General features: G+C 36.1%; 15 protein-coding genes and 1 other annotated feature. Of the genes, 1 reads left to right on the forward strand and 14 read right to left on the reverse strand.

What is annotated here, in order from left to right; all coding sequences use genetic code 11:
* Positions 1-3: 3 nt before the first annotated feature.
* The 8 genes from ABH966_RS05415 to ABH966_RS05450 all read right to left on the reverse strand — a co-directional run bounded on the left by ABH966_RS05415 (position 4) and on the right by ABH966_RS05450 (position 9471).
* The gene (locus ABH966_RS05415) at positions 4-774 is read right to left on the reverse strand and encodes an oxamate carbamoyltransferase subunit AllH family protein (protein WP_370076471.1); all 771 of its coding nucleotides are present in this window, start codon (positions 772-774) and stop codon (positions 4-6) included.
* Positions 771-2036 (reverse strand): YlbE family protein, encoded by a 1266-nt coding sequence (locus ABH966_RS05420; protein ID WP_370076473.1) that lies wholly within the window; start codon positions 2034-2036, stop codon positions 771-773. The genes ABH966_RS05415 and ABH966_RS05420 overlap by 4 nt, the downstream gene beginning before the upstream one ends.
* Positions 2036-3793, reverse strand: a complete 1758-nt coding sequence (locus ABH966_RS05425) for an acyl-CoA synthetase FdrA (protein ID WP_370076475.1) — start codon at positions 3791-3793, stop codon at positions 2036-2038. The genes ABH966_RS05420 and ABH966_RS05425 overlap by 1 nt, the downstream gene beginning before the upstream one ends.
* Before the next feature lie 17 nt (positions 3794-3810).
* On the reverse strand, positions 3811-4860 hold the full coding sequence (gene allD, locus ABH966_RS05430) for an ureidoglycolate dehydrogenase (RefSeq protein ID WP_370076477.1): 1050 nt from the start codon (positions 4858-4860) through the stop codon (positions 3811-3813).
* Positions 4861-4938: 78 nt separating this feature from the next.
* Positions 4939-5742: a (S)-ureidoglycine aminohydrolase gene (allE, locus tag ABH966_RS05435; RefSeq protein ID WP_370076479.1), complete on the reverse strand. Its 804-nt coding sequence runs from the start codon at positions 5740-5742 to the stop codon at positions 4939-4941.
* Positions 5743-5765: 23 nt separating this feature from the next.
* Positions 5766-6995 (reverse strand): allantoate deiminase, encoded by a 1230-nt coding sequence (gene allC / locus ABH966_RS05440; RefSeq protein ID WP_370076481.1) that lies wholly within the window; start codon positions 6993-6995, stop codon positions 5766-5768.
* Positions 6996-7502: 507 nt separating this feature from the next.
* Positions 7503-7736: a hypothetical protein gene (locus ABH966_RS05445; protein ID WP_370076483.1), complete on the reverse strand. Its 234-nt coding sequence runs from the start codon at positions 7734-7736 to the stop codon at positions 7503-7505.
* 112 nt (positions 7737-7848) lie between these two features.
* Positions 7849-9471, reverse strand: a complete 1623-nt coding sequence (locus tag ABH966_RS05450; protein WP_370076485.1) for a lactate permease LctP family transporter — start codon at positions 9469-9471, stop codon at positions 7849-7851.
* A gap of 371 nt (positions 9472-9842) precedes the next feature.
* On the opposite strand from ABH966_RS05450, the gene ABH966_RS05455 reads away from it, so the two are divergent.
* Complete coding sequence (locus ABH966_RS05455) at positions 9843-11456, forward strand: PucR family transcriptional regulator (protein ID WP_370076487.1); 1614 nt, start codon at positions 9843-9845, stop codon at positions 11454-11456.
* A gap of 311 nt (positions 11457-11767) precedes the next feature.
* Here the strand turns inward: ABH966_RS05455 and leuS are convergent, their stop codons facing one another.
* From leuS to ABH966_RS05485, 6 genes are all read right to left on the reverse strand, one after another.
* Positions 11768-14191 (reverse strand): leucine--tRNA ligase, encoded by a 2424-nt coding sequence (leuS, locus tag ABH966_RS05460; protein ID WP_370076489.1) that lies wholly within the window; start codon positions 14189-14191, stop codon positions 11768-11770.
* Between the two features lie 37 nt (positions 14192-14228).
* Positions 14229-14437: a binding site (T-box leader), on the reverse strand.
* A gap of 481 nt (positions 14438-14918) precedes the next feature.
* Positions 14919-16172 carry an MFS transporter gene (locus tag ABH966_RS05465; protein WP_370076491.1) on the reverse strand — a complete coding sequence of 418 codons (1254 nt, stop codon included), beginning with the start codon at positions 16170-16172 and terminating at the stop codon, positions 14919-14921.
* A 447-nt stretch (positions 16173-16619) separates the two neighbouring features.
* Positions 16620-17003, reverse strand: a complete 384-nt coding sequence (locus tag ABH966_RS05470) for a cupin domain-containing protein (RefSeq protein WP_370076493.1) — start codon at positions 17001-17003, stop codon at positions 16620-16622.
* A gap of 43 nt (positions 17004-17046) precedes the next feature.
* On the reverse strand, positions 17047-18006 hold the full coding sequence (locus ABH966_RS05475; protein ID WP_370076495.1) for a 2-hydroxyacid dehydrogenase: 960 nt from the start codon (positions 18004-18006) through the stop codon (positions 17047-17049).
* A 410-nt stretch (positions 18007-18416) separates the two neighbouring features.
* Positions 18417-20741 (reverse strand): ABC transporter permease, encoded by a 2325-nt coding sequence (locus ABH966_RS05480; protein ID WP_370076497.1) that lies wholly within the window; start codon positions 20739-20741, stop codon positions 18417-18419.
* A gap of 2 nt (positions 20742-20743) precedes the next feature.
* Positions 20744-21448: an ABC transporter ATP-binding protein gene (locus ABH966_RS05485; protein WP_370076499.1), complete on the reverse strand. Its 705-nt coding sequence runs from the start codon at positions 21446-21448 to the stop codon at positions 20744-20746.
* Positions 21449-22019: the final 571 nt, after the last annotated feature.

Here is a 22019-nt window from a genome sequence, read left to right on the forward strand (position 1 = left end):
CTTTCACTCCTTAGTTACCGACATATAAATGCCATATAACGTATCCATCCCAGATGAAGAGCCAACTTCTATTAGACTTTTCATGCTTTCTAAGGATGGATCATGCTGTAATGCTGTAATCTTCGAACTAAATACACCATCTAAAGCACAAGTTAAAAAGCGCTTACTGACAATGGTCGTTAAAGGTTCCTTGATTAAAGCTTTTAAAGTTTCAAGATGTTTATGTTCGATAAAATTATTTAGAAAATGCCCGTATAATATGCCGACAAGTATATCGTCACCAGTTGGTGTTAAACCTTGTCCACGTCCAATAAAATAACGGAATGTCTTTTCAAGATTTTGGGTTGGATCATGTAATCTATTGATTAAGGCCAACACACGTGCTCGTTCAAAATCTGTTGATTCATATGATGCAAATGAAATGTATTTGAAATTTTCTTTTAATCTATTTATATTTGCATGTTCAAAATCCATATATAACGGTAGTATTTTTACATTAAACACCATTTCAAAACTGTTATGAAATAGACGATTATTATGAAATGTTAATGTATCGCCTACTCTAATATGAGTCTTTATCGTTTGTTTAGTTTGACGATCAAGCAAGATCCCGAACGGAAATGTCCCATTTTCGTCGGTACCAGCGAATATCAATTCACCATTTCTATCAACCATATTCAAACCTTTTTCAAAAATACTGTGCACGGTAAAGGTGTTTCCTTCATTCAATAATTCAAGTGCGATTGGACCAACCGCACTTGCTTGTAATATCATCCTTTAAAACCTAGCTTTTCAGCATATGCCGTGATTGCCTTCTCAAAACATTCGATTGGCGGATGGACTGTACCAGCACCAATTTGACCATAACCCGCAATTTTATGGGCAATCCCTGTATTGATGACTGGTGTAATTCCTGTTTCAACAACTTTCCGTGCATCGATCCCTAAACATGCGCCTTTGAAGTCCCAAGTTGGAATGACATAGTTCGGGTTTTCGCCGATACAAATTTCAGTCATTTGATTACTTATTTCAAGCGCATCATTAAATCCTCCTGTACCAACGAAGCGGGTAACTGCAGGTGCTGCAATCATCGCCATTCCGCCAACACCGATTGTTTCTGTAATGGCTGAATCGCCAATATCTGTGTTTGCATCTTCTGCAGAATAACCAGTAAAGTATAATCCTTGCGGCGTATTAACAGGAGCCGTAAACCATTCGTCTCCCATCCCCGCAATACGGATACCAAAGTTTTCACCGTTTCGGCACATAGCCGTAACAACCGTACCGTGTTCAATTGTACGTGCTGCATCCATGATCGCTTTACCAGTCGCCATTGCAATATTTAAGAAAAATTGGTCTGTGTCTGCTAAAAATTGGATTACTTCTGTACATTGTTCCTTGTCAACGTCTTCTAATGCTGAAATGACTGGAGATAGTTCTTTTAAAAATGCAAGTGACGCTGCAATATTACGTTGGTGGAATTCATCACCCATTGCAATAGCTTTAGCAATCAATACGTTAACATTCAAGCCTTCGTCAAATGTTTTTAACGCTTTACTTAATACGGGACCTAATACATCTTTCATCCAATGTAAACGGTTGATTACTTGCTCATTGTAGGCGCCAAAGCGTAATACGGCTCCAATCCCTTCGTTCATTTGACAGTACGCTTCGTTCCCACTTTCTTTGTTAACAACGACAAGTACTGGCATGTTAGGTGAAGTGATGCCACCCATTGGCCCAACTGCATTTACATGGTGACAGGGAATGAATTTGATTTTATCGTTTTCAAGTAAGTCACGTGCACCCTTTTCGTCTTCTGCCCATCCTTCAAACAAGATTGCTCCAACACATGAACCTTGCATAGGATTTGTCATGTTTTCGTATTTAATTGGAGGTCCAGCGTGTAATAACACGTAATCTTCTAATTCAGGAATCACAGACTTAGCAGGTACAACATCCGTTAAGAAAGGTGCTGCTACTATGATTTTCTGGATAACGGCTTCATTCGCTTCATTTATTGTTCTGTAACCCATTAGATTGTACCTCCTTCATAATAGTTTAAGAATTGAAGTACTTTCATTAACTTCTCATCACCACCAGCAATTGGACGCCAGTTAAATTGGACACACTCAGAGCCACTGTTTTGAACAGCTTCTGTAAAGCTTTTTAGACCAATATTAATAACACTTGGTTTCAAATTGATGAAGGACATAATTTTCTCATCTACCGCTAAGTTTTCTGGTGTATAGTCAAATTTTTGTACATCAACACTTGGTAGTTCCACTTTACCGCCTACAAGTTGGATAGCCGTACGAACCATTTGGTCATTTGTCTTGCAGATAATGGCTCCGCTCTCTTTTAAAGTGTCAATTTGTTTATCGTAACCTTGGATGTCTTGTGCAGTACCAACAACCGTTGCAAGCACTGCAAGTTGACGACCATTTTGATGTGCATTGTCCAATAAACGTTTGATTGTTGGTGCTAGTTCACCTGCCATATCTGCATGACCACCGTTACCGATGACGTTATCAATCATGATTACGGCTGTTTCAGGGTCGTTGACAGATTTTTCAAGCACTGCGATACGATTTTCAGGATCAATCATCGGGTGTGGTTTACCTTTTGTATACTCATCATCACCTAAGTCAATGATTTCATGATTTTTTGTTTTTAAAATATAACGATCGTTCTTTTCTTCCGTTATTGTATCTTTGAAAGCATCTCTCACTAGCATGGCTGCTTCAGTTGCTAATGTACCGCCTGAATAATAACCTTTTATACCAACTTGTGATTCTTTTAATAAAACGTTTACATTTTCAGCTGTTGTCGGTTTGAAATTTGGTTGGTCCCCATTTGATAATTGGACAGCTACAACTGCAGCTTCTTCTAGGGTATAAGCATGATAGATGTTCTCTTCTTGATAGGAAGGTTTGTCACCTAAAAATAATGTAACAACTGGTTTATCAATATTTCTTAATAAGTTTAATACTTTGCGCTTTACTTCCTCTGCAGGTGGTTTGGAGATCACAGTAATCACTTTTACTTTCGGATCTTGGTTTAATGCTTTGATGCTATCTAACATGGTGATGGCACCAACTTCCGTCGATAAATCACGTCCACCTGTACCAAGAGCGTTCGTTACACCTTTACCATAGCGATCAATGATTGTTGTCACTTCTTGAATACCTGTACCTGATGCGCCAACAATACCAATATCGCCCTCGTTTACGTTATTTGTAAAGGCAAGAGGTACGCCGTGAATGAGTGCAGTACCACAGTCTGGACCCATCACTAATAATCCTTTTTCATGCGCTTTTTGTTTTAATTTCGCTTCGTCTTCTTTAGCAACATTGTCACTAAACATGAAAACGTGTAAACCTTCGTTCAGTGCGTTTTCCGCTTCCATTGCTGCATATTGACCAGGAATTGAAATTAATGCTAAGTTCGGATTGTTCGCAAGCTCCAATGCACGTTTCCAATTATGTGCTTCTTGGCCTTTAGACGCGTCTTGAGAATCAGACTCACCTTTTAATGCGATCTCTACCTCTTCTTTCACTTCGTCTACTTTTTCTTCCTGATCAGTATCTACAACGATAACGATATCATTTGGCTTGGCTTTTTCTAATTCATCCGTGCCTAAGCCAGACGATTTAAAAATGTCTTTGTTTGCCGGTGTTCCCATCATGATTGATACTTTGTTCACACCATCAATTGCAGATAACTTGTTTGATAAAAGCATTAACACGATGGAGTCCTTATAAGTGTTTTCTTTTATAATTGTATATAACATGATGTTCCTCCATTTTATTATTCTGCAAATCTATTTTTTCCGTGATAACGATCGAAATGTACATCGTCTGACACAAGATAGTTGTAAATGTCGTCTACGATTTCAATACCTTCCTTATCATATTCCTCACTTCTTAACTTACCGCGTTCACCTGGATAATAAATTTCTCCATATCCCTCTGCCGCTTTCTGCACTTTTAATTCATCAAGCATCGTTGAAATTTGTCGTTTGAAAGCATCTAAATCTGTGAAATACGCAGGATTAATCACGATATGAAGTTGACCTAAATCGCGTCCTTTTGTTAAGTCTTGATACATGGAAGAAACATGTACACCATGTGGGACTCCAAGAAGACTACCAGATAAAATATCCACCATCATCATCAAGCCATACCCTTTTGGACCTGAAATTGGCAGGAGTGCATGTACATCTCTTGCATTCGTAGTCGGTGCACCTGTTGCATCGACCGCCCATGTATCTGGAATAGATTCGTTTTTACTTCTTGCGTCTAGAATTTTGCCCCATGCTTGGACCGTTGTCGCCATATCAAATGTAATGATACGACCATCAGCAGATGGTGCACTAAATGCAATTGGATTTGTACCAAAATAAGGTTCAGTTCCTCCGAATGGCACGGCCATTGGATCTGATTGGCACATACTTAAAGCAACCATATCTTGTTCTGCTGCCATTTCAACAAAGTAACCTAATGCACCACTATGCGAAATATGCTTCATACCAACAACAGCAACACCCGATTTTTTGGCCATGTCAATCGCTTTTTCCATTGCTTGTTTTGCGATTTGGTGACCTGGACCATTATCCCCATCAAAAACAGCAGACGCTGGTCCTGTTTGTTCAAATGTGTAATTTGGATTTGCTGTAATACCACCTTTTGCAATTCGTTCAGAATAGTATTCAACACGGACAGCGCCATGGGAGTGAATGCCTCTATGATCAGCGTATGTTAATACGTCAGAAACATCATGAGCCGCTCCTTCATTTAATCCCGCTTTCATAAACTTTTGTTTCATTAAATTAAACAGTTCTTCCTTCGATACACGCATGGTGTCAGCTCCTTCTCTTACATGAATAAAATATTTTGTCAGATTCTAAATAATCTAATATTTATTGATACTCTCTCTTTATAGGTCAATGTCTCTGTTCGCATCTTTCGAATAAATGTAAGAGAATGGTTCATCTAAACCAACTGCATAAGTTGCTTGCGGCACATAAGCGCCCATAAAGATATAGTCTCCTTTATCAACTGGCATCCATTCGTTGTCTAAGTTATACATACCGCGTCCACTTAATACGTAAGCACCGTGTTCTTGAACATGTGTTTCAATGTAACCGTGTGAAGCACCTGGTTTGAATGAAAGAATATGAATGTTCATGTCATAGCCGATTTCTTTTGGTAATAAGTCTTGGATTAATACTTCTTTCATCCCTTCATAGGCTTCTTGTTTAATGTTGTTCACATTACCTGAAATAATTTCCGGTGTATGCCCTTTTAATGGGTGCCCTTTAAGTGGCTGATAACGTTTTTTATATAGGAATAAGCGGCTATCTTCACCGTTATTATTATTTTCAAACGTCAACTGTAAGTGTGGAGGTACATATAAGTACCCACCTTCCGTTAGTTCGTATTTTTTACCATCCGCATAAGCGTTGATATTGCCATAGACAACGTATACAAATGATTGAATACCATCACCAGCGAAACCAGTTGTGTTTCCGCCTTGGTTTTTTACTGTTATTAAGTAATCTACAAATCTTGCACCTAAACGTGGGGATCCTAAGATTGTTACGTCACAATCTTTAAAGCCAGGTACAACATTGTTGACTAAGCCGTCTGGTGTAATTAACGCGTAATTATCTTTTTTAATCACGGAACGTGTTTCTAATAAACCTTCTCTATATCCTTGATTTAGATTTATGTAACCCATAATTTCTGACTCCTTCACATTATTTATTCTTTATACGCTAGTTCAAACAATACATCTATCAATACTTCAATCCCCTTAACGAGGTCAGCTATCTTCGTTTCTTCATTTATATTGTGGCTAATTCCATCTATAGAAGGTACAAACAACATGGCTGTTGGAACATATTGTGCAAATATTTGTGAGTCATGTCCTGCACCAGATGGCATCACTTTATATTGATCACCTACATTATCCTTGGCTGCTTGTTCAATTATTTGAACGATTTTTTCATCCATCAATGTTGGTGTCTCATCCATCCACAAATGAATGTCATAAGTCATGTTATTTGCGGTAGCGACTGCTTTAATTTTGTCTTCGATTTCTGTCGCAAAATCATTTAATAGTTGTTGATCAATATGACGACAGTCTACTGAGAACGAAATCTCTCCAGGAACTACATTTACTGTGTTTGGAACAGGTACGACATGGCCGAACGTTAACACAAGTGGTTCTCCAACTTCTCTTGCACGTTTCGTTAAATCTGTGACAATTTCGCTATAGGCAACAACTGTATCGCGACGTAATGACATTGGCGTAGTCCCAGCATGGTTCGCTTCGCCTTTTAAGTTGATTGTGTACCGTTTCTGGCCGACGATTCCATTGACCACACCGATTGTTTTGTTTTCTGTCTCTAACACTTTCCCTTGTTCAATATGCAATTCAACAAATGCTTTGATGTCATTACGAACGTCAGTAGTTTTTCGGTAATCAAAGCCGGATTCGCGCATCGCATCTTCGAACTTAATACCTTCAGCATCTTCAATTGTGTCGACATCCGATTTTTTAGCTAAGTTAAAGAAGTTTTTGCTACCCCAAAATGTGTAAGGGAATCGACTACCTTCTTCTTCCGCAAGCGATAATACTTCTAATGATCGGAGTGGTTGACCATATTTATCTTTTAAATAACTCACAGCCACAAGTGCAGATAAGATGCCGAATTGCCCATCTAAATGACCACCTTCAACTACTGTGTCAATATGTGATCCCGTTAAAATCGTTTCTTCTGGATATTTACTTCCAATAAGTCGCCCAGTTAAGTTGCCGATATCGTCGAAACTTGCTTCGAATCCTGCTTCTATGAATGTTGTTTCCAGCTCACGAACAGCATCATTCCATTCTTGAGAATATAATAGACGTGTAATTCCACCTTGTTGTAAACCACCAAAACTGGTGAATTTCTTATCTAACGATTCAAAAGTTGATTGAATATCCATTACCCTTTCACTCCTTCCTCTAACTTACCTTTATTATAGGACCTTACTCACAACCATTCATTGACATAACGAACAATAATGGATGGTCTTTTTATGCATTATCAACAAATTAATTTAAGTTGTTTGTTAGTTTAAAGGCAAAATGTCTAGAATGAAAAAATAAAGTTGTTGGCTCCGATTACGTCTAGGCTTAGTTAGCGGCGCATTTTGATGTATTAGCGGCGTTCTTCTCCTGGTTAGCGGCGGAACTTGATGTTTTAGCGGCGAACTTCGCTTAGTTAGGCGGTACTTGTCGTTTTAGTGGCGTTCTTCTCTTAGTTAGCGGCGGACTTCTCTTGGTTAGCGGCGGAACTCGACGTATTTGCGGCGGACTTCTCTTGGTTAGCGGCGGAACTTGATGTTTTAGCGGCGTTCTTCTCTTGGTTAGCGGCGGAACTTGATGTTTTAGCGGCGTTCTTCTCTTGGCTAGCGGCGGAACTTGATGTTTTAGCGGCGTTCTTCTCTTGGCTAGCGGCAGAACTCGACGTTTTTGCGACGATCTTCTCTTGGTTTACGGCGGAACTTCGTTTTAGCAGCGATCTTCGTTTGGTTAGCGGCGGAATTCGATGTTTTAGCGGCGATCCTCGTTTGGTTAGCGGCGCATTCTGTCGTTTTTGCGACGATCTTCTCAAGCAGGCAGGCGTGAGAAGCGATCGGATTTATTATTTCCGGAGCAAGTTCCAGCTTTTCAAGTGACTCCAATCAGCAACATCAGTTAAAGGGCACTGAATTTATCCAAACATAAAAACAAAACCACATAGTAAATCAATGAGAAAACTCTGATTTACCATGCGGTGTATTCATTTTCAAATCATTATAGGAAAAATGATAAGCAAAGTGTCATGATACAAACGAGAAGAAGCAACCCTAAGCTATATCGTAATGTATATTGAAAGATTTTTGATTCATTCCCGGTCTGATTAACGGCTGCTGCTGCAATAGCAATAGACTGTGGTGAAATCAATTTTGCTACGCTTCCTCCAGCTGTATTGGCTGCCATCAGTAAGGGTGGTGAAATCCCAATCTGCGTTCCAGTTACTACCTGCAAGCTACCAAATAGAGCGTTATTATTAACAACAGATCCAGTGAGAAAGACACCAATCCAACCTAATACTGGGCTCACAAATGGAAAGAAGTCACCCGTTTTTGCAAGCGCCAGTCCTAAAGATGTACTAAGTCCAGAAAAATCAGATAGATTTGCGAAAGCCATGACAAGAACGATCGTAAAAATCGGTAACCACAGTTCTTTAATGGTGTCACCTAGTAAATTTACGGTTTGTTTTATGTTTAACGCAGGAAAAAGCACACTGGTTAAAATGATTGCCAATAAAATCGACGTTCCTGTTGCAGAAACAAAGTTAAGTTGTAAGATGGCTGGCATAGAATTTGCTTCTGTTACGATTGGTGGTGTACGAATGATTTCATCATGTAGTCCAGGAATTTTCAAAGCTATAGTTGTAAAATCCAGTGCACCACCATCTACGAATAAATTTTTAAATGCAGGGAAGCTCCAAACAGCTATGACACCGGTAAGCAAATAAAATGGTGACCACGCTACCAAAATCTCTTTCATAGTATATTTTTTTAAAGTACCTGTTACTTCTACCCCAGGTTCATGATAAATCGTTTTAGGTTGCCATTTTCTTAAAAATGCGGCTAACACCACCATACTAATTAAAGATGGAATAATGTTCGCAAGCTCAGGCCCTATAGTAGCAATCGTTAGTAGTTGAAGCACTGAAAATACACTACTGACAAGAAAAATAGCTGGGAATATTTCTTTTATTCCTTTGAGGCCATTTAAAATAAAGGTGAGGAGAAATGGTACAAGAAATGAAATCAATGGTAAAATCAATGCCGTCATTCTTGAAAGATCTAATGTTTCCATACCTCCAACTTCGGCACCTGTAATAACCGGAATTCCAACTGTACCGAATGCACCTGTAGAGGCATTGGCGATGAGGCAAAGTCCAGCTGCTTTTATTGGATGAAAACCAAGAGTCACAAGTAATGCTGCACAAATAGCGATTGGAACACCTAATCCTGCCGCTCCTTCCAAGAAGGCATTAAAACAAAAGCCAATGAGCAATAATTGAAGTCTTTGGTCCTCTGTAATATTCGCTATACTACCACGTACAATTTCAAATTTACCGGTTTGTACAGAAATCTTATACAACCATACAGCCATAATGACGATATAACCGATTGGCCAAAGTGCTTTGCCTGTTCCGAGGAGAATTGCCCCGAAGGCTTTAGCGATCGGCATGTCGAAGACTCCGACTGAAATGATGATAGTAGCACCTAAAGTTAATGCTGCTGCATAAACCCCTTTTAATTTAAAGATTGTTAAGCTTAGTAGAAATAAAAGAATAGGAAGAAAGGCTATAATTCCGCTCACTATTTCGTTTCCAAGTGGATTATATTGTTGATACCACATCGTTGTCACTTCTTTCTAAAGTAGTTAATTTCAAAAATAATTTAGATATTCCTCAGCTGATATGTACATATCTACTAGATTTGTAGCATTATCCATCGACTACCTCATTTCCTTCGTACGAAGTCGTATTTGTAAATAAATGAATTTTGGCATGCTTCCCTCGCTGTCACGCTCTTGTCAAAAATCGAAGAATTCCGTTGATTACCCCGAATTTGTCACATAATTCTCCTTTGATATTTTGAAATAAAGGACTATACGTATAATAACCTTCAAAAATAGTATACAATCAGATTTATAGGTTATCCTTGTAGCATCTTACATATTTAAGTTTTATTTTGGCTTTTTCTAACAAAGATAAAGGAGATGATTCTTTGACAACATTAAAAGAAATCATGTCTGTCCAACAATTTTCTGATTTAACATTGTTAAATGGTGAAGGCGATTTAGAAAGAGAAGTAGAAATGGTCGATATTACAGAAACGCCTGATATCCAAAATTTCACTGCACCACATTCATTTATCGTTACAACGGGTATGAATTATCAGCACGATCAATCCGGATTAATGGATCTCATTCGAGAATTAAATGATATACAAGTTGCTGGCATAGGTATTAAATTATCCCGATTTTTAGAAAAAATTGACGATGAAGTGATAGAGTTTGCGAACAAATTAAAATTCCCAATTATCAGAATCCCCGAAAGTTGGAATCTTGGATCGATCACTCATCATATTTCATCCTATATCTTGGATGAAGAAACTGAAAAATTATATTTTGCTTTAGATATCCAACAAGAATTAAATACAATGCTTATGAGAGGTTTAAGCTTGGAAATGATGATTGAACGGATGAGTAGGCTCCTCCGTGTCCCTGTAATGCTCTTAAATCCTTTTTATCAAATTAAATCGATGAGCCATCACTTCCAAGAACACTCAGAACAGGTTCAAAAAAATCTTAGTTACTTCAAAAGATCTTTAAATTCCAAGCACATTCCACCTAATAATCGTGCATCTTTCCAAGAAGAACATATTATATTTGAGGTGCCAGCTTTTAAATATTTCCCATATTATCTGATGGTTTCAAATGTCAATACGCTTACTTATCCATTTAGTTTGCTTGCCATAGAACAAGCCGTAAATACACTCAGTCTCGCCATTTATAAAAACAGTAAAATTAAAGAAGCGGAACAACAAGAGGTAAACCGATTTTTCGAAACACTCATGTCTGAACATCCTGATAATCTTATGTCAGTCAAGCAACATCCTGAGTTTTTGAAAAAGCATCATATCCAAACATCAAACTTCTACCAAGTGATAATTTGTGCGATTGATAAAGAGAAAAATGTAGAAAATAATATCTATTTGAATGAGCGCTATCAAATGACTTTTGAATGGCTAACGCATAAGTTGATTGACATTGATCCGTCTATCAGTTTATATATGTCTCCAGGTAATCATCGGTTTACGATACTTTTACAAACTAAACATCAATATTATTTAGATTACTGCAAGTATCTTCAAAAAGAGTATCAAAAATTATTTAATAGCACACTTTCATTTGGCATTGGTAATGAGGTCACTGAATTCTCACAGTTACCGCTATCTTATTTCGAAGCGAATGAAGCTTTTGATCATAAGTTTGAAAGTGATGAAGTTGGATATATAGAACTCTATAAATCTAAAAGTGTGGAAGAATTATTACAACTCATTCCGGCCAATAAATTAAAACCGTTTATCACATACACATTAGGTTCATTAGCCTATCCAAAGACAACGAAAGTGAAAGAACTAAAACATACTTTAGAAATTTATTTGGCGAATCATTGTGATCTTACAAAGACATCTGAAGATTTATATATCCATCGTAATACGGTAAAATATCGTATTAAAAAATGCGAAGAAATTTTAGGTCAGCCAATCGATGCACCTGATACTTCATTGGATATACGATTAGCGTTATTTGCATCAGAGAAAATAACATTTTAAACTTAAAATCCCGCTAAAATGTGGGTTTGGAAGAATATAGTTCGACTAAAAGTAGTCTTTGAACGTTGATTTTATAATAGAAGAAACCCATGAATTTTGAGTAAAGATAGATCAAAATTCATGGGTTTGATGATAAATGAAATTTAGTTTTATAAAAAAAGATTTGATTATTATCCGCTCAGGTATTAATAAAATGGGTAACACGTTCCCAGATTATTGTCTACATGGACTTTGACAATACCGCTACATCAGCCACTGTTGTTCTTCGAATGTCCATTCATCCAACCCATATAAAATTAACCTATTTTACATCAATTTTCACATTGGAAGTTTATTAATTTATTTTGAATGTAAATCACTTTAATAATCGTTTTATTTTCAAGCGCACTATTAACTTTTGTTTCTTCCCTCACTAAGTCTTCTACCTGTTGCTGATCAAGATTCATCGGCATATTTATTTTAGTTTTAAATTTACCATTAATTTGCACAACGACTTCAGAAACATTTTTCACTAAAAATTTTTCATCATATATTGGCCAATTTTCATAAGCAACTGTATCTTCATGACCTAGTTTACTCCACAGTTCTTCAGCTAGGTGCGGCGCAATTGGTGATAATAACTTGATATAGCCCTCAATAATATCCTGAGGAAGTACTTCTTCTTTACTTAGCGTATTTTGGAATGTCATTAAGTGGGAAATTCCTGTATTAAATCTAAACTCTGTAAAATCCACCGTCACTTTTTTTATTAATTGATGATACTCAAATAAAATTTCGTCGGAAGATTCTGTCATAATTATATTTGAATTTATCTGACCATCACTAGCGATGACTAAATCCCAAACACGTTTTAAATAACGTTTAGCTCCGTCAAGCCCATTCGTTGTCCAGGGTGCTGAAGCATTAAGTGGTCCCATAAACATTTCATATAAACGTAAACTATCTGCCCCATGACTTAATACAATATCATCTGGATTTACTACATTCCCTTTTGATTTACTCATTTTCATATTGTTAGAGCCTAGAATCATCCCTTGATTATAAAGTTTTTGGAATGGCTCTTTTGTTGATACTACACCGATATCATATAATACTTTATGCCAAAAACGTGCATACAGTAAGTGAAGAACTGCATGTTCAACACCACCTATATATGTATCTACAGGTAGCCACTCTTTTAATAACTCGGGATCTGCAATTGCATTTTGATTATTAGGATCTATATATCTTAAGTAATACCAGCAAGAACCTGCCCATTGTGGCATTGTATTGGTTTCTCTTCTACCTTTCATCCCTGTAACAGGATCTACCACATTCACCCATTCTTTCATAGTAGCTAGCGGGGATTCACCCGTGCCAGAAGGATAAATATTATTCGTCTCAGGTAACATTAGTGGTAACTGAGACTCTGAAACAGCCGTCTTTGTACCATCTTCCCAATGAATAATCGGTATAGGTTCACCCCAGTAACGTTGGCGAGAGAATAACCAGTCACGTAGACGATACGTAATTTTCTTTTCACCGCATCCGTTTACTTTAAGCCAATCGATTACTTTTGCAATACCTTCTTCTTGATTTAAGCCATTTAAGAAGTCTGAGTTTATATGTGCACCGTTACCAGTGAACGCTTCTTTTTCGATGTCGCCACCTTCAAGTACGGGGGTGATATCTAAATCAAACTCTTTAGCGAACTCGTAGTCACGCTCATCATGTGCAGGAACGGCCATAATTGCACCTGTACCATATGTTGATAATACATAGTCAGCAATCCAAATTGGCACCTCTTTACCGTTGATTGGATTTATTGCATACGCACCTGTGAAGACTCCTGTTTTTTCTTTTGCTAAGTCTGTACGCTCTAAGTCAGATTTTAATGCTACTTTTGTTAGGTATGCTTCTACCGCTTCATATTGTGTATTAGTTGTGATTTTTTTTACTAATGTATGCTCTGGCGCTAATACACAGTATGTCGCACCAAATAATGTATCTGGACGAGTCGTGAAAACTTCAAAGCTTTTGACTGTGCCAGCAACTTTAAATTTCACTTGTGCCCCTTCAGAACGGCCAATCCAATTTCTTTGAATTTCTTTTAAACTATCAGGCCAATCCAGGTCCTCTAAATCTTCAAGTAATCGGTCAGCATATTCTGTTATCTTTAAAACCCATTGTTTCATTGGTTTTCTTATTACAGGATAGCCACCTCGTTCACTTTTCCCGTCAATCACTTCTTCATTTGCTAATACCGTCCCTAACTCCTCACACCAGTTCACAGATACTTCATCCATGAAAGCTAAACCTTTTTCAAAAAGTTTAATAAAGATCCATTGTGTCCATTTATAATAATTAGGATCAGTTGTATTAACTTCTCGATCCCAATCGTATGAAAAACCTAAACTTTTAATCTGGCGACGATACGTATCGATATTTTGTTTCGTAATAAATTTCGGATGTTGCTTATTTTGCATCGCATACTGCTCTGCTGGTAGGCCAAATGCATCCCAACCCATTGTATGTAAAACATTATAACCTTGCATTCGTTTCATACGTGCTATAACATCTGTAGCCGTATAGCCTTTAGGATGTCCAACATGTAACCCCGAACCTGAAGGATATGGAAACATGTCTAAAATATAATATTTCGGTTTTGTATTGTCATAGACATTTGTTGCAAATACTTTGTTTTTCTCCCAATAATCTTTCCATTTGTTTTCTATTTCTATAAATTCGTATGTCATAATTTAACCTCCTTAAAAATAAAAAACTCCGTCTCAATAAAGAGACGAAGTTCGATTCGCGGTACCACTCTAATTGGTTAATGTAAGATTAACCCCCTTAATCTATAACGGTAGCTGCCGTCTATGCTTACTTAAGTTCAGCATAAATACTCCTGGACGAGTTCAGGAAATTATTGACTGCTTTTCACCCACCAGCAGCTCTCTATACAATAAGTGTTCCTTACTACTTCCAATCAATGTAAAAATATTTAATTGAGTCGAATATTACAGATAATTTAGTTTATTGTAAAGCTTTTGCAAAAAGTCTTTATATTCAAAAAATTAAGTCTCTTTAAAAATACACTTAAATCACTTTCCTAAAGTAGCAATTTATTATCTCTATATTTTCCGTTTTAATAAGATAAGGTATTTGCCTATACGTTAGGGGCTTCCATAATCGAATTTTTCTATTTAGTTCTTTATATATAGTCTTCTACAAAATTAATAAATTATGACTTAGAATAAACTCGTGCCCGAAGGTTGTATAAATGCTTTTTAGCGGGATTATATTTGCACGAAATAATTGAAAAAGGTTTTGAGGCAAAAAATAGAAAAGTTTTTCTACAATTACTTTATCGGTACACTTGCTTCCATACCTTAATTTATACGGACATAATAATGAAAATAAATCACAAAGCTACCCACCGATGGGAGATAAAGAAAATCTCCATCGATGGGTAGCCTTGTTTTATTCATTAATTAGGGGTGAGGTTGCTTTATTCTCTCGTAACATTACGACAAGGAAAAATAGAATCGCTGCTACTGCAAGAAGTATGGCTGCAATATAGAATGCTAATACCTTCGTTCCAGTGATATCACCAATATAACCAGTAAGCGTTGGCGCAACAACTGATGAACTCATACCAAAGAAGTTAAAGAAACCTAATGCTTTAGCAACTCTATCTGAAGGTACTGAATCAGATACATATGTTATTAAAACTGGATCAATTGCAAGTTTTCCTAGTAATCCATATAAAATAAGCGCAACATAAAGCACTGAAGGATTAGGTGCAAACACGGTTAAACTAATTGTTACAGCTGCACCAATTAACAAGAATAAAATTAATTTCAGACGCATATGTGCATTTTTATCAATATATTTAGAAAATATTAATGCACCAGGAACTGCTGTGATGGCGACTAAAGCAGCTACATAGCCTACTGAACCTTGTTCGAATCCTTTTTCTGCGACAAGGAATGATGGTAACCATGTCACAATCATGTAGTAGCCATAACATGTTGCAAAATAGACGAAATAAATGACTAATTGTTTTGGTGAGAATAAATTCATGCCTTGAGAATCTGCGTCTTGTGCTATTTTCTTATCTTCAGATGTTCCTTCTGTAGGTGATTTTTTGTCTTGTTTAACAAACAAAGCAAACACAAATGTTACAGCTACTATTAAGATAGATGTGATATAAAGCATGTAATTCCATTTGATTTCAAGACCACCAACTAAAACAGATGAGCCTACTAGACCAATGACCATACCTAATGCTGCACCACTATTGATGATCGCATTAGAAAAACTTTTCTTATCTTTAGGCATATATTTAGCTGATAAGGAGAACGCTGCACCATAGTATGAACCAGTCGAAAGACCTGCCAATAAGGCGCCTATATAAACTTGAGTGATTGTCGAGCTTGTCCCAATGACGAATGCCGCTAATGCAAAAACGATAAACGCAGGGATTAATACTCTTTTTTGACCAAATTTATCAACTAGTATACCTGATGGAATTTGCATACCTGTATAGGCAAAAAAGTAAATAGAAGCAACTAGTCCGACCTGAGTATCGCTAATATTCCCTAGCGATTCTTGAATTTGTGGATATATGGGCGTAAGTATTGTACGATAAATCCAAATAACTACCCAACCTAAGCACAGTGCAACAATTATTTTTTTGTAATAATTCGGGTCATTTTTAACTGTTTGTCCCATAATATGACACTCCTATTTTTCGTTTTTTTACTTATGTATTGCTTAAGTTAATTTTAGGTTATGAGTAAGTAAATAACATTGTTCACTTTTAACAAAAACAGAAATGGATTTGCACATTTTAGACAAAAGCATATACTTAAAATATTTATAAAAGTGTGACTTATGATATTCTCGCTAACTGATCTCTACGTAGTACTTTTGCACCCTCGATAACTCTCTACACAGCAAGGTAGGTGCAACAAACAAAAAATAAGCCCGATTACCCTTAAGGTTATCGGACTGACCTATATTTACAGTGCAACACATTATAATATAAAGTTTTATTGAGGTATGACAATTTATTATGATGGCATGAAAGATTCCCCCTTTGTAGGTATTGCTTCTACAAGGAGGAATCTTTCTTTTTATACTATGAAAACTAGTTAATCAACAGACGTGCTATTTCACTTAATGATGTTTATGCGGAATAAAACCGATTGGTGTCGGACCCGCAATCCCTAACATAACAAAATCTTTATCAGAATTATTAGTCATTCCGTGCTTTTCACCCGCACGTGCAACAACAACATCACCAGCTCTAATTTGAACCATTTCACCACACTCTGGATAAAAATCTGCTGTTCCTTCTACAACAATCCAAATATCATCAGCTTTCTCGTGCGAGTGAATTGGCAAATCTTGTCCTGGATGCATACACCAAACAGCTCCTACAGTATTAGGTGTTTCATAGAAAATATGTTTTGTCGCTTCTTCTTCTCTAAACTCTTGAATATCTGGCCAATGGAAAATACGATTTTTTAAATCTTTTCTTGCTCTTTTTTTTAATGTCATTGTATTTTCTCCTTGTTTCAAATTTTCAAAAAACCCACATTATTTAGCGTTTAATAATATTTTTGGGTTTACCCTCTAAAAATGCAATGGTGTTATCGAATGCAATTTCAGCACGCAATTCCATCGCCTCGTCAGTAAAGAAACCTACATGTGGTGTTAAAATTACATTTTTGGCATGTAATAGTTTATAGTCTCCTGGTATAGGCGGTTCCATATCAAATACGTCGATACCGGCTCCTGCTATTTGCCCTTCATTTAATGCATCCGCCAATGCATCATTATCAACAATTGGGCCTCGTGCACAGTTGATTAAAATGGCTGATTTCTTCATTAATTGTAATTTTTCTTTAGAAATTAATCCTTTCGTGCTTGGTAGTAATGGAATATGTAATGACACAATATCAGATTGTGCTAATAACTCATCTAATTCCATATACTCGATACCTAAATCTTTAGCTTCTGGATTTCTGCTGGATTGATCTGAAGCGATTAAGTTTGCACCAAATGCTTTAAACAATCGGGCAGTCATTAATCCAATTTTACCTGTACCAATCAAACCAACTGTTTTACCTTTAATTTCACTACCTTGGAATGCCCCTGGGAAATTATCGGCACGATTTTCACTATCACCCTTAGTAATACGACGATATACATCTAATACTAAGCCAATTGTTAATTCCGCAACCGCTTGATTCGCATATCCAGCTGCATTACATACCATAATATCCTGGTTTCTAGCTTGAGTGATACCTACATGATCAACCCCTGTAAAGGCAACATTGATTAATTTTAACTTGTCATTTTGATCAATTACTTCTGTAGGATAAGGATTATTCGCAATCATAATAACATCTGCACCTTCACTACGACTTGCTAATTCTGCCCAATCAGTAGTTTTTTCGTTGTAATATACAAATTCATGACCGCCCTGTTTGATTGGTTCCGCTAATTTTTCAATGATCGAATCTGGAACATTTAATGGTTCTAATAATTTTACTAACATACAATCCATTCCCTCCTATTATTGTCGAATACGTCTGTTGATTAACTAGTGACCATCGTTAGAAAAGTGAGATCACACTTCTTTTATTATTTTGTATACTTCGCACAAAAAATATAATATTTACATAGTTTAACACTCCTGTTTTTTTCTTATTTTTATTCTATTTGCTTAATCTGATTGTAGGATATGAGTTATTAAATAACATTGTTCACTTTTAACAAAAATACAAACGACATTACATATTTTTAACAAAAGCTTTCGTCCAAATTAAAAAATCAGCCCAAAGAGAATCGGACTGATTCGTTACATTATAATCGTGTATTTAACCACACATCGTTCTTTGTTTACATCTTTAGGCAATCGATGCTCCTTGATTAAGGTTACCATTTTACACCTTTACCACAAAAACTCTATTCCACACTTTTAAGCGATTCAATCATATTTATTTTCGTCACTTTCCTTCTAAGAAGTAAGTTAGACACTATAGTAAGTAAGAACGTTACAATTATAGAGATTAATATGATAAACATATTTAATTTATCTGGGATTTGTTGATGGGTGCTTGATAGAGCCTTAACTATAATTTGATAGACATAGCCACTGATTGGTAAAGCTACAATGACCGCAAATGTCGTTAGGATAATGTTTTCCAAAAATATTAATCTGTTTATTTTATTTTTTTGATAGCCTAGTACTTTCAGTGTTGCCAGCTCACGATTCCTTTCATATATGTTGATGGAGGATATCGTATAGATGGCGCCAAAGGAAAGTATGATGGCGCTTGTGATAAACATGATAAATACAAAACTGTTTTGTTTCACAATGTATTGAGCTGATTTTTTTAAATCATTCTTATTTGCAATTGTATCTACACGGCGATCTTTTTCAAAAAACTTACGAGCGCTCATAGCATCTGTAGAGTTATTTGTTTGAACTAAAAGTGAGGTTGGATTGTAGTCTATGTTAAAGCTCTTTAAGTACTCTGGTGTACTATAAAATGATGGATTCGAATACTGTGTAGATATATTTAAAACCTTCATTTCTACAGAAGTGTCTTTTAGCTCTGGCGCTGTAAACTTTATGTTGATACGATCCCCTTTAGAAATATGATATTTGTCAGCGTAAGATTTGGGTACAAGCACACCGTTATTTTCTAAAGATATCCTATTGTCATTTTCGTCAAAGAAATGAATGAGATTGTTTTCTTTTTCAGTAACAACTAAATTGGCGCTTTCTTTGTCATTATCTTTTATCATTTCAATAGGAAGAGTGGATAACAAATAACTAGTTTTAATTTCAGAAGGTAGTTTTAGCGTATTAAAATTTGTGCCCATCGTATAATCGACTCTTAAATCATAAGTATAAACATCTTCAATTTGGTCTGCTACTTTTAGTAAGGAAGCTTGAGTACCGAAAGCAGTAATCAATAAAACGGTGCTTACAACAACACCAATTGAACTTGCTAATGCTTTTTGTTTATTTAAAAATATATTTCTCAGAATGAGTTTATAACTATAGGAAATATGACTCCATAGACCTGGAATTCTTTCTATCAAGAGCTTTTTCATCTTCTTTGGCGGTTTAGGACGCATAGCCTGAGCCGCATGTTCTTTTAATATAGTTCTACCGCTTAAGTAACATGACAGAACCCCGAAAGCACTGGAGAAAATAATCGGTGGAATGATTGAAAATAGAGAGAGTGAGAATGTTATGTCAGGCAAAGAGTAGGCCCTTGCACACGACTTAGTTACTAAAGGAATAAATACAAAAACGGCAATTACACAGCCAATGATGGAGCCTAGTATACCTGCCAGCACAGGGTATCCCATATAGTGAAGCATAATGTTGCTGTTTTTTACACCTAAAGCCTTCATAATACCAACTTGATTCCGTTGAGAATCGATCGTCCTCGACATGGCGAGAAATAGGATAATCGCTTCAATCAAAAAAAGTACTAAAGGTATAACTTTACTCATTAAGTTATTATTATTAATCGTTTGATTGATTTTAGAATAGTTGAAAGTCCGTTCCTTACTTATTTGATCTAAATAGCTGAGTTGCTTGGACTGTTCTTCAATTGATTTTCCTAACTTTTCAATATCGTAACCTTCTGTAGCATCCACGATGATTTCGTTAAAGTAAAAGCCATTTAAGATTTCGGATAATGACTCTTCAGCAATATAAGCGACTCCATATGTTTTATGGTCTTGAATGTCATTCTTTTTTGCATGTTCAACATTTTCACCTAAGCCACTAATCGTAAAGTTAAAACTGCTTTCATTCGCATTTATCGTGATTTGATCGCCGACACGATAATGATGTTCTTTTGCATAATGAGAATCTAATAAAATCTCATCCTTTTTTAATGGGATACTACCTTCAGTTATAGTAGGCGTATTTATTTCATTGTTGTCAGGGATCGAATGAATTTTTAATGACGTTTTGTAATCTTCAAAGCTTTGCGTACCATCAAAGGTATAACGTCCTTCGATTTTATGGATACCTTCAATTTTACTTAACCGGGTGACATCATTTTTAGAAAGTTGACTGTAGTACACATTTAAATCGCTTAAATTATGTTTTTGAAAGTAATCCTTCGTATACGCATTAAGATTATTGCTGTAGGTTACTAGTCCCGCGTAGAAAAAAGCACCTACTGCGATAACAATCACAACGGCTATAAATTGCCCCATAGACTGTTTGATGTCCCTCAATAATTTTAAAAACAATTTCATGATTACCACTCAATCCCTTCAACACTTTGTTTTTCCTCATTGATCGTAACGCTTTCGATCATTCCGCTTTTTACTTTAATAATTTTGTCAGCCATAGGAGCAATGGCAGAATTATGTGTGACTAAAACAACACATTTCTTTGTTTCCCTGTTTAAATCTTGCAGAAGCTTTAATACAGACTTGCCAGTTACATAATCCAAAGCGCCGGTTGGTTCATCACAGAGTAAAAGTAAGGGATTTTTCGCAACTGCTCTAGCTATAGCGACTCTTTGTTGCTCTCCTCCAGAAAGCTGGGAAGGGAAATTTTTAATACGATCCGCTAATCCGACTTTATGTAAAATATCTTTAGCATCCAGATGGTTTTTACATACTTCAGTGGCGAATTCAACATTTTCGAGAGCGTTTAAATTCGAAATTAAATTATAAAATTGAAAGACGAAGCCAACTTTCTCACCACGATATTCAGTTAAGTTTTTTTCGTTCAGCCTTGTTATTTCTTGATTCCCAACAAAGACTTGACCTGAGGTAACTGTATCCATACCGCCAAGAATATTTAAAATCGTACTTTTACCCGCACCACTTGCCCCTAAAATAACGACGAATTCCCCTTCATTTACGGAAAAATCAACACCATTCAGAGCCTTGATTGGGACTTCTCCTATTTTGTATTCTTTCGTTACATTTTTAAATTCGATCAGCTTTTTCATTTATTTCATCTCCTCAAATAATTTTTTATCAACGTCAAGTAACTCTAAAATAAACAACATTTGTCGTATATTTTAGAGTTACTCTTTAGTTGTTTCTTTTTGCTGATTGGCTTTATTAAGAAGCCGTTAATCACGGTAAAATGTTAGAGATTTATATCGACTTAAAAAGAAATTCAATCTACCATTCTCTGTAGCAGTTTCAACCACAACACGATTCACGGCTTCAAGAAGGTTCCATGATGTTTACGGCAGTTATGAATCGGCATTATTTCGTCCGGGCTCAAGCAAAAGCAGTTAAATCATTCTAATAATATATAAGCTGATAAAATTAAATATATACACGTTTGGTAAAAAATACATTTTATCAAATAGAAGATTTATGAAATGATTTCCCATACGGGTAAAATGCATCAGTTTCTTTTGTTTTGATTTTTAGTAGACATAATATAATTATCGGTAATTTAAAGTTTGAATGATGAGTTACGAAGATGTTAGAGGCTTAGAATAGATTTTACTTTTGATCACTATAGCTAGTATGTTTTGTGGCAAATGTGAGGATATGCGCATATCA

The sequence above is a fragment of the Lysinibacillus sp. RC46 genome (assembly GCF_041262385.1).
GTDB lineage: Bacteria > Bacillota > Bacilli > Bacillales_A > Planococcaceae > Lysinibacillus.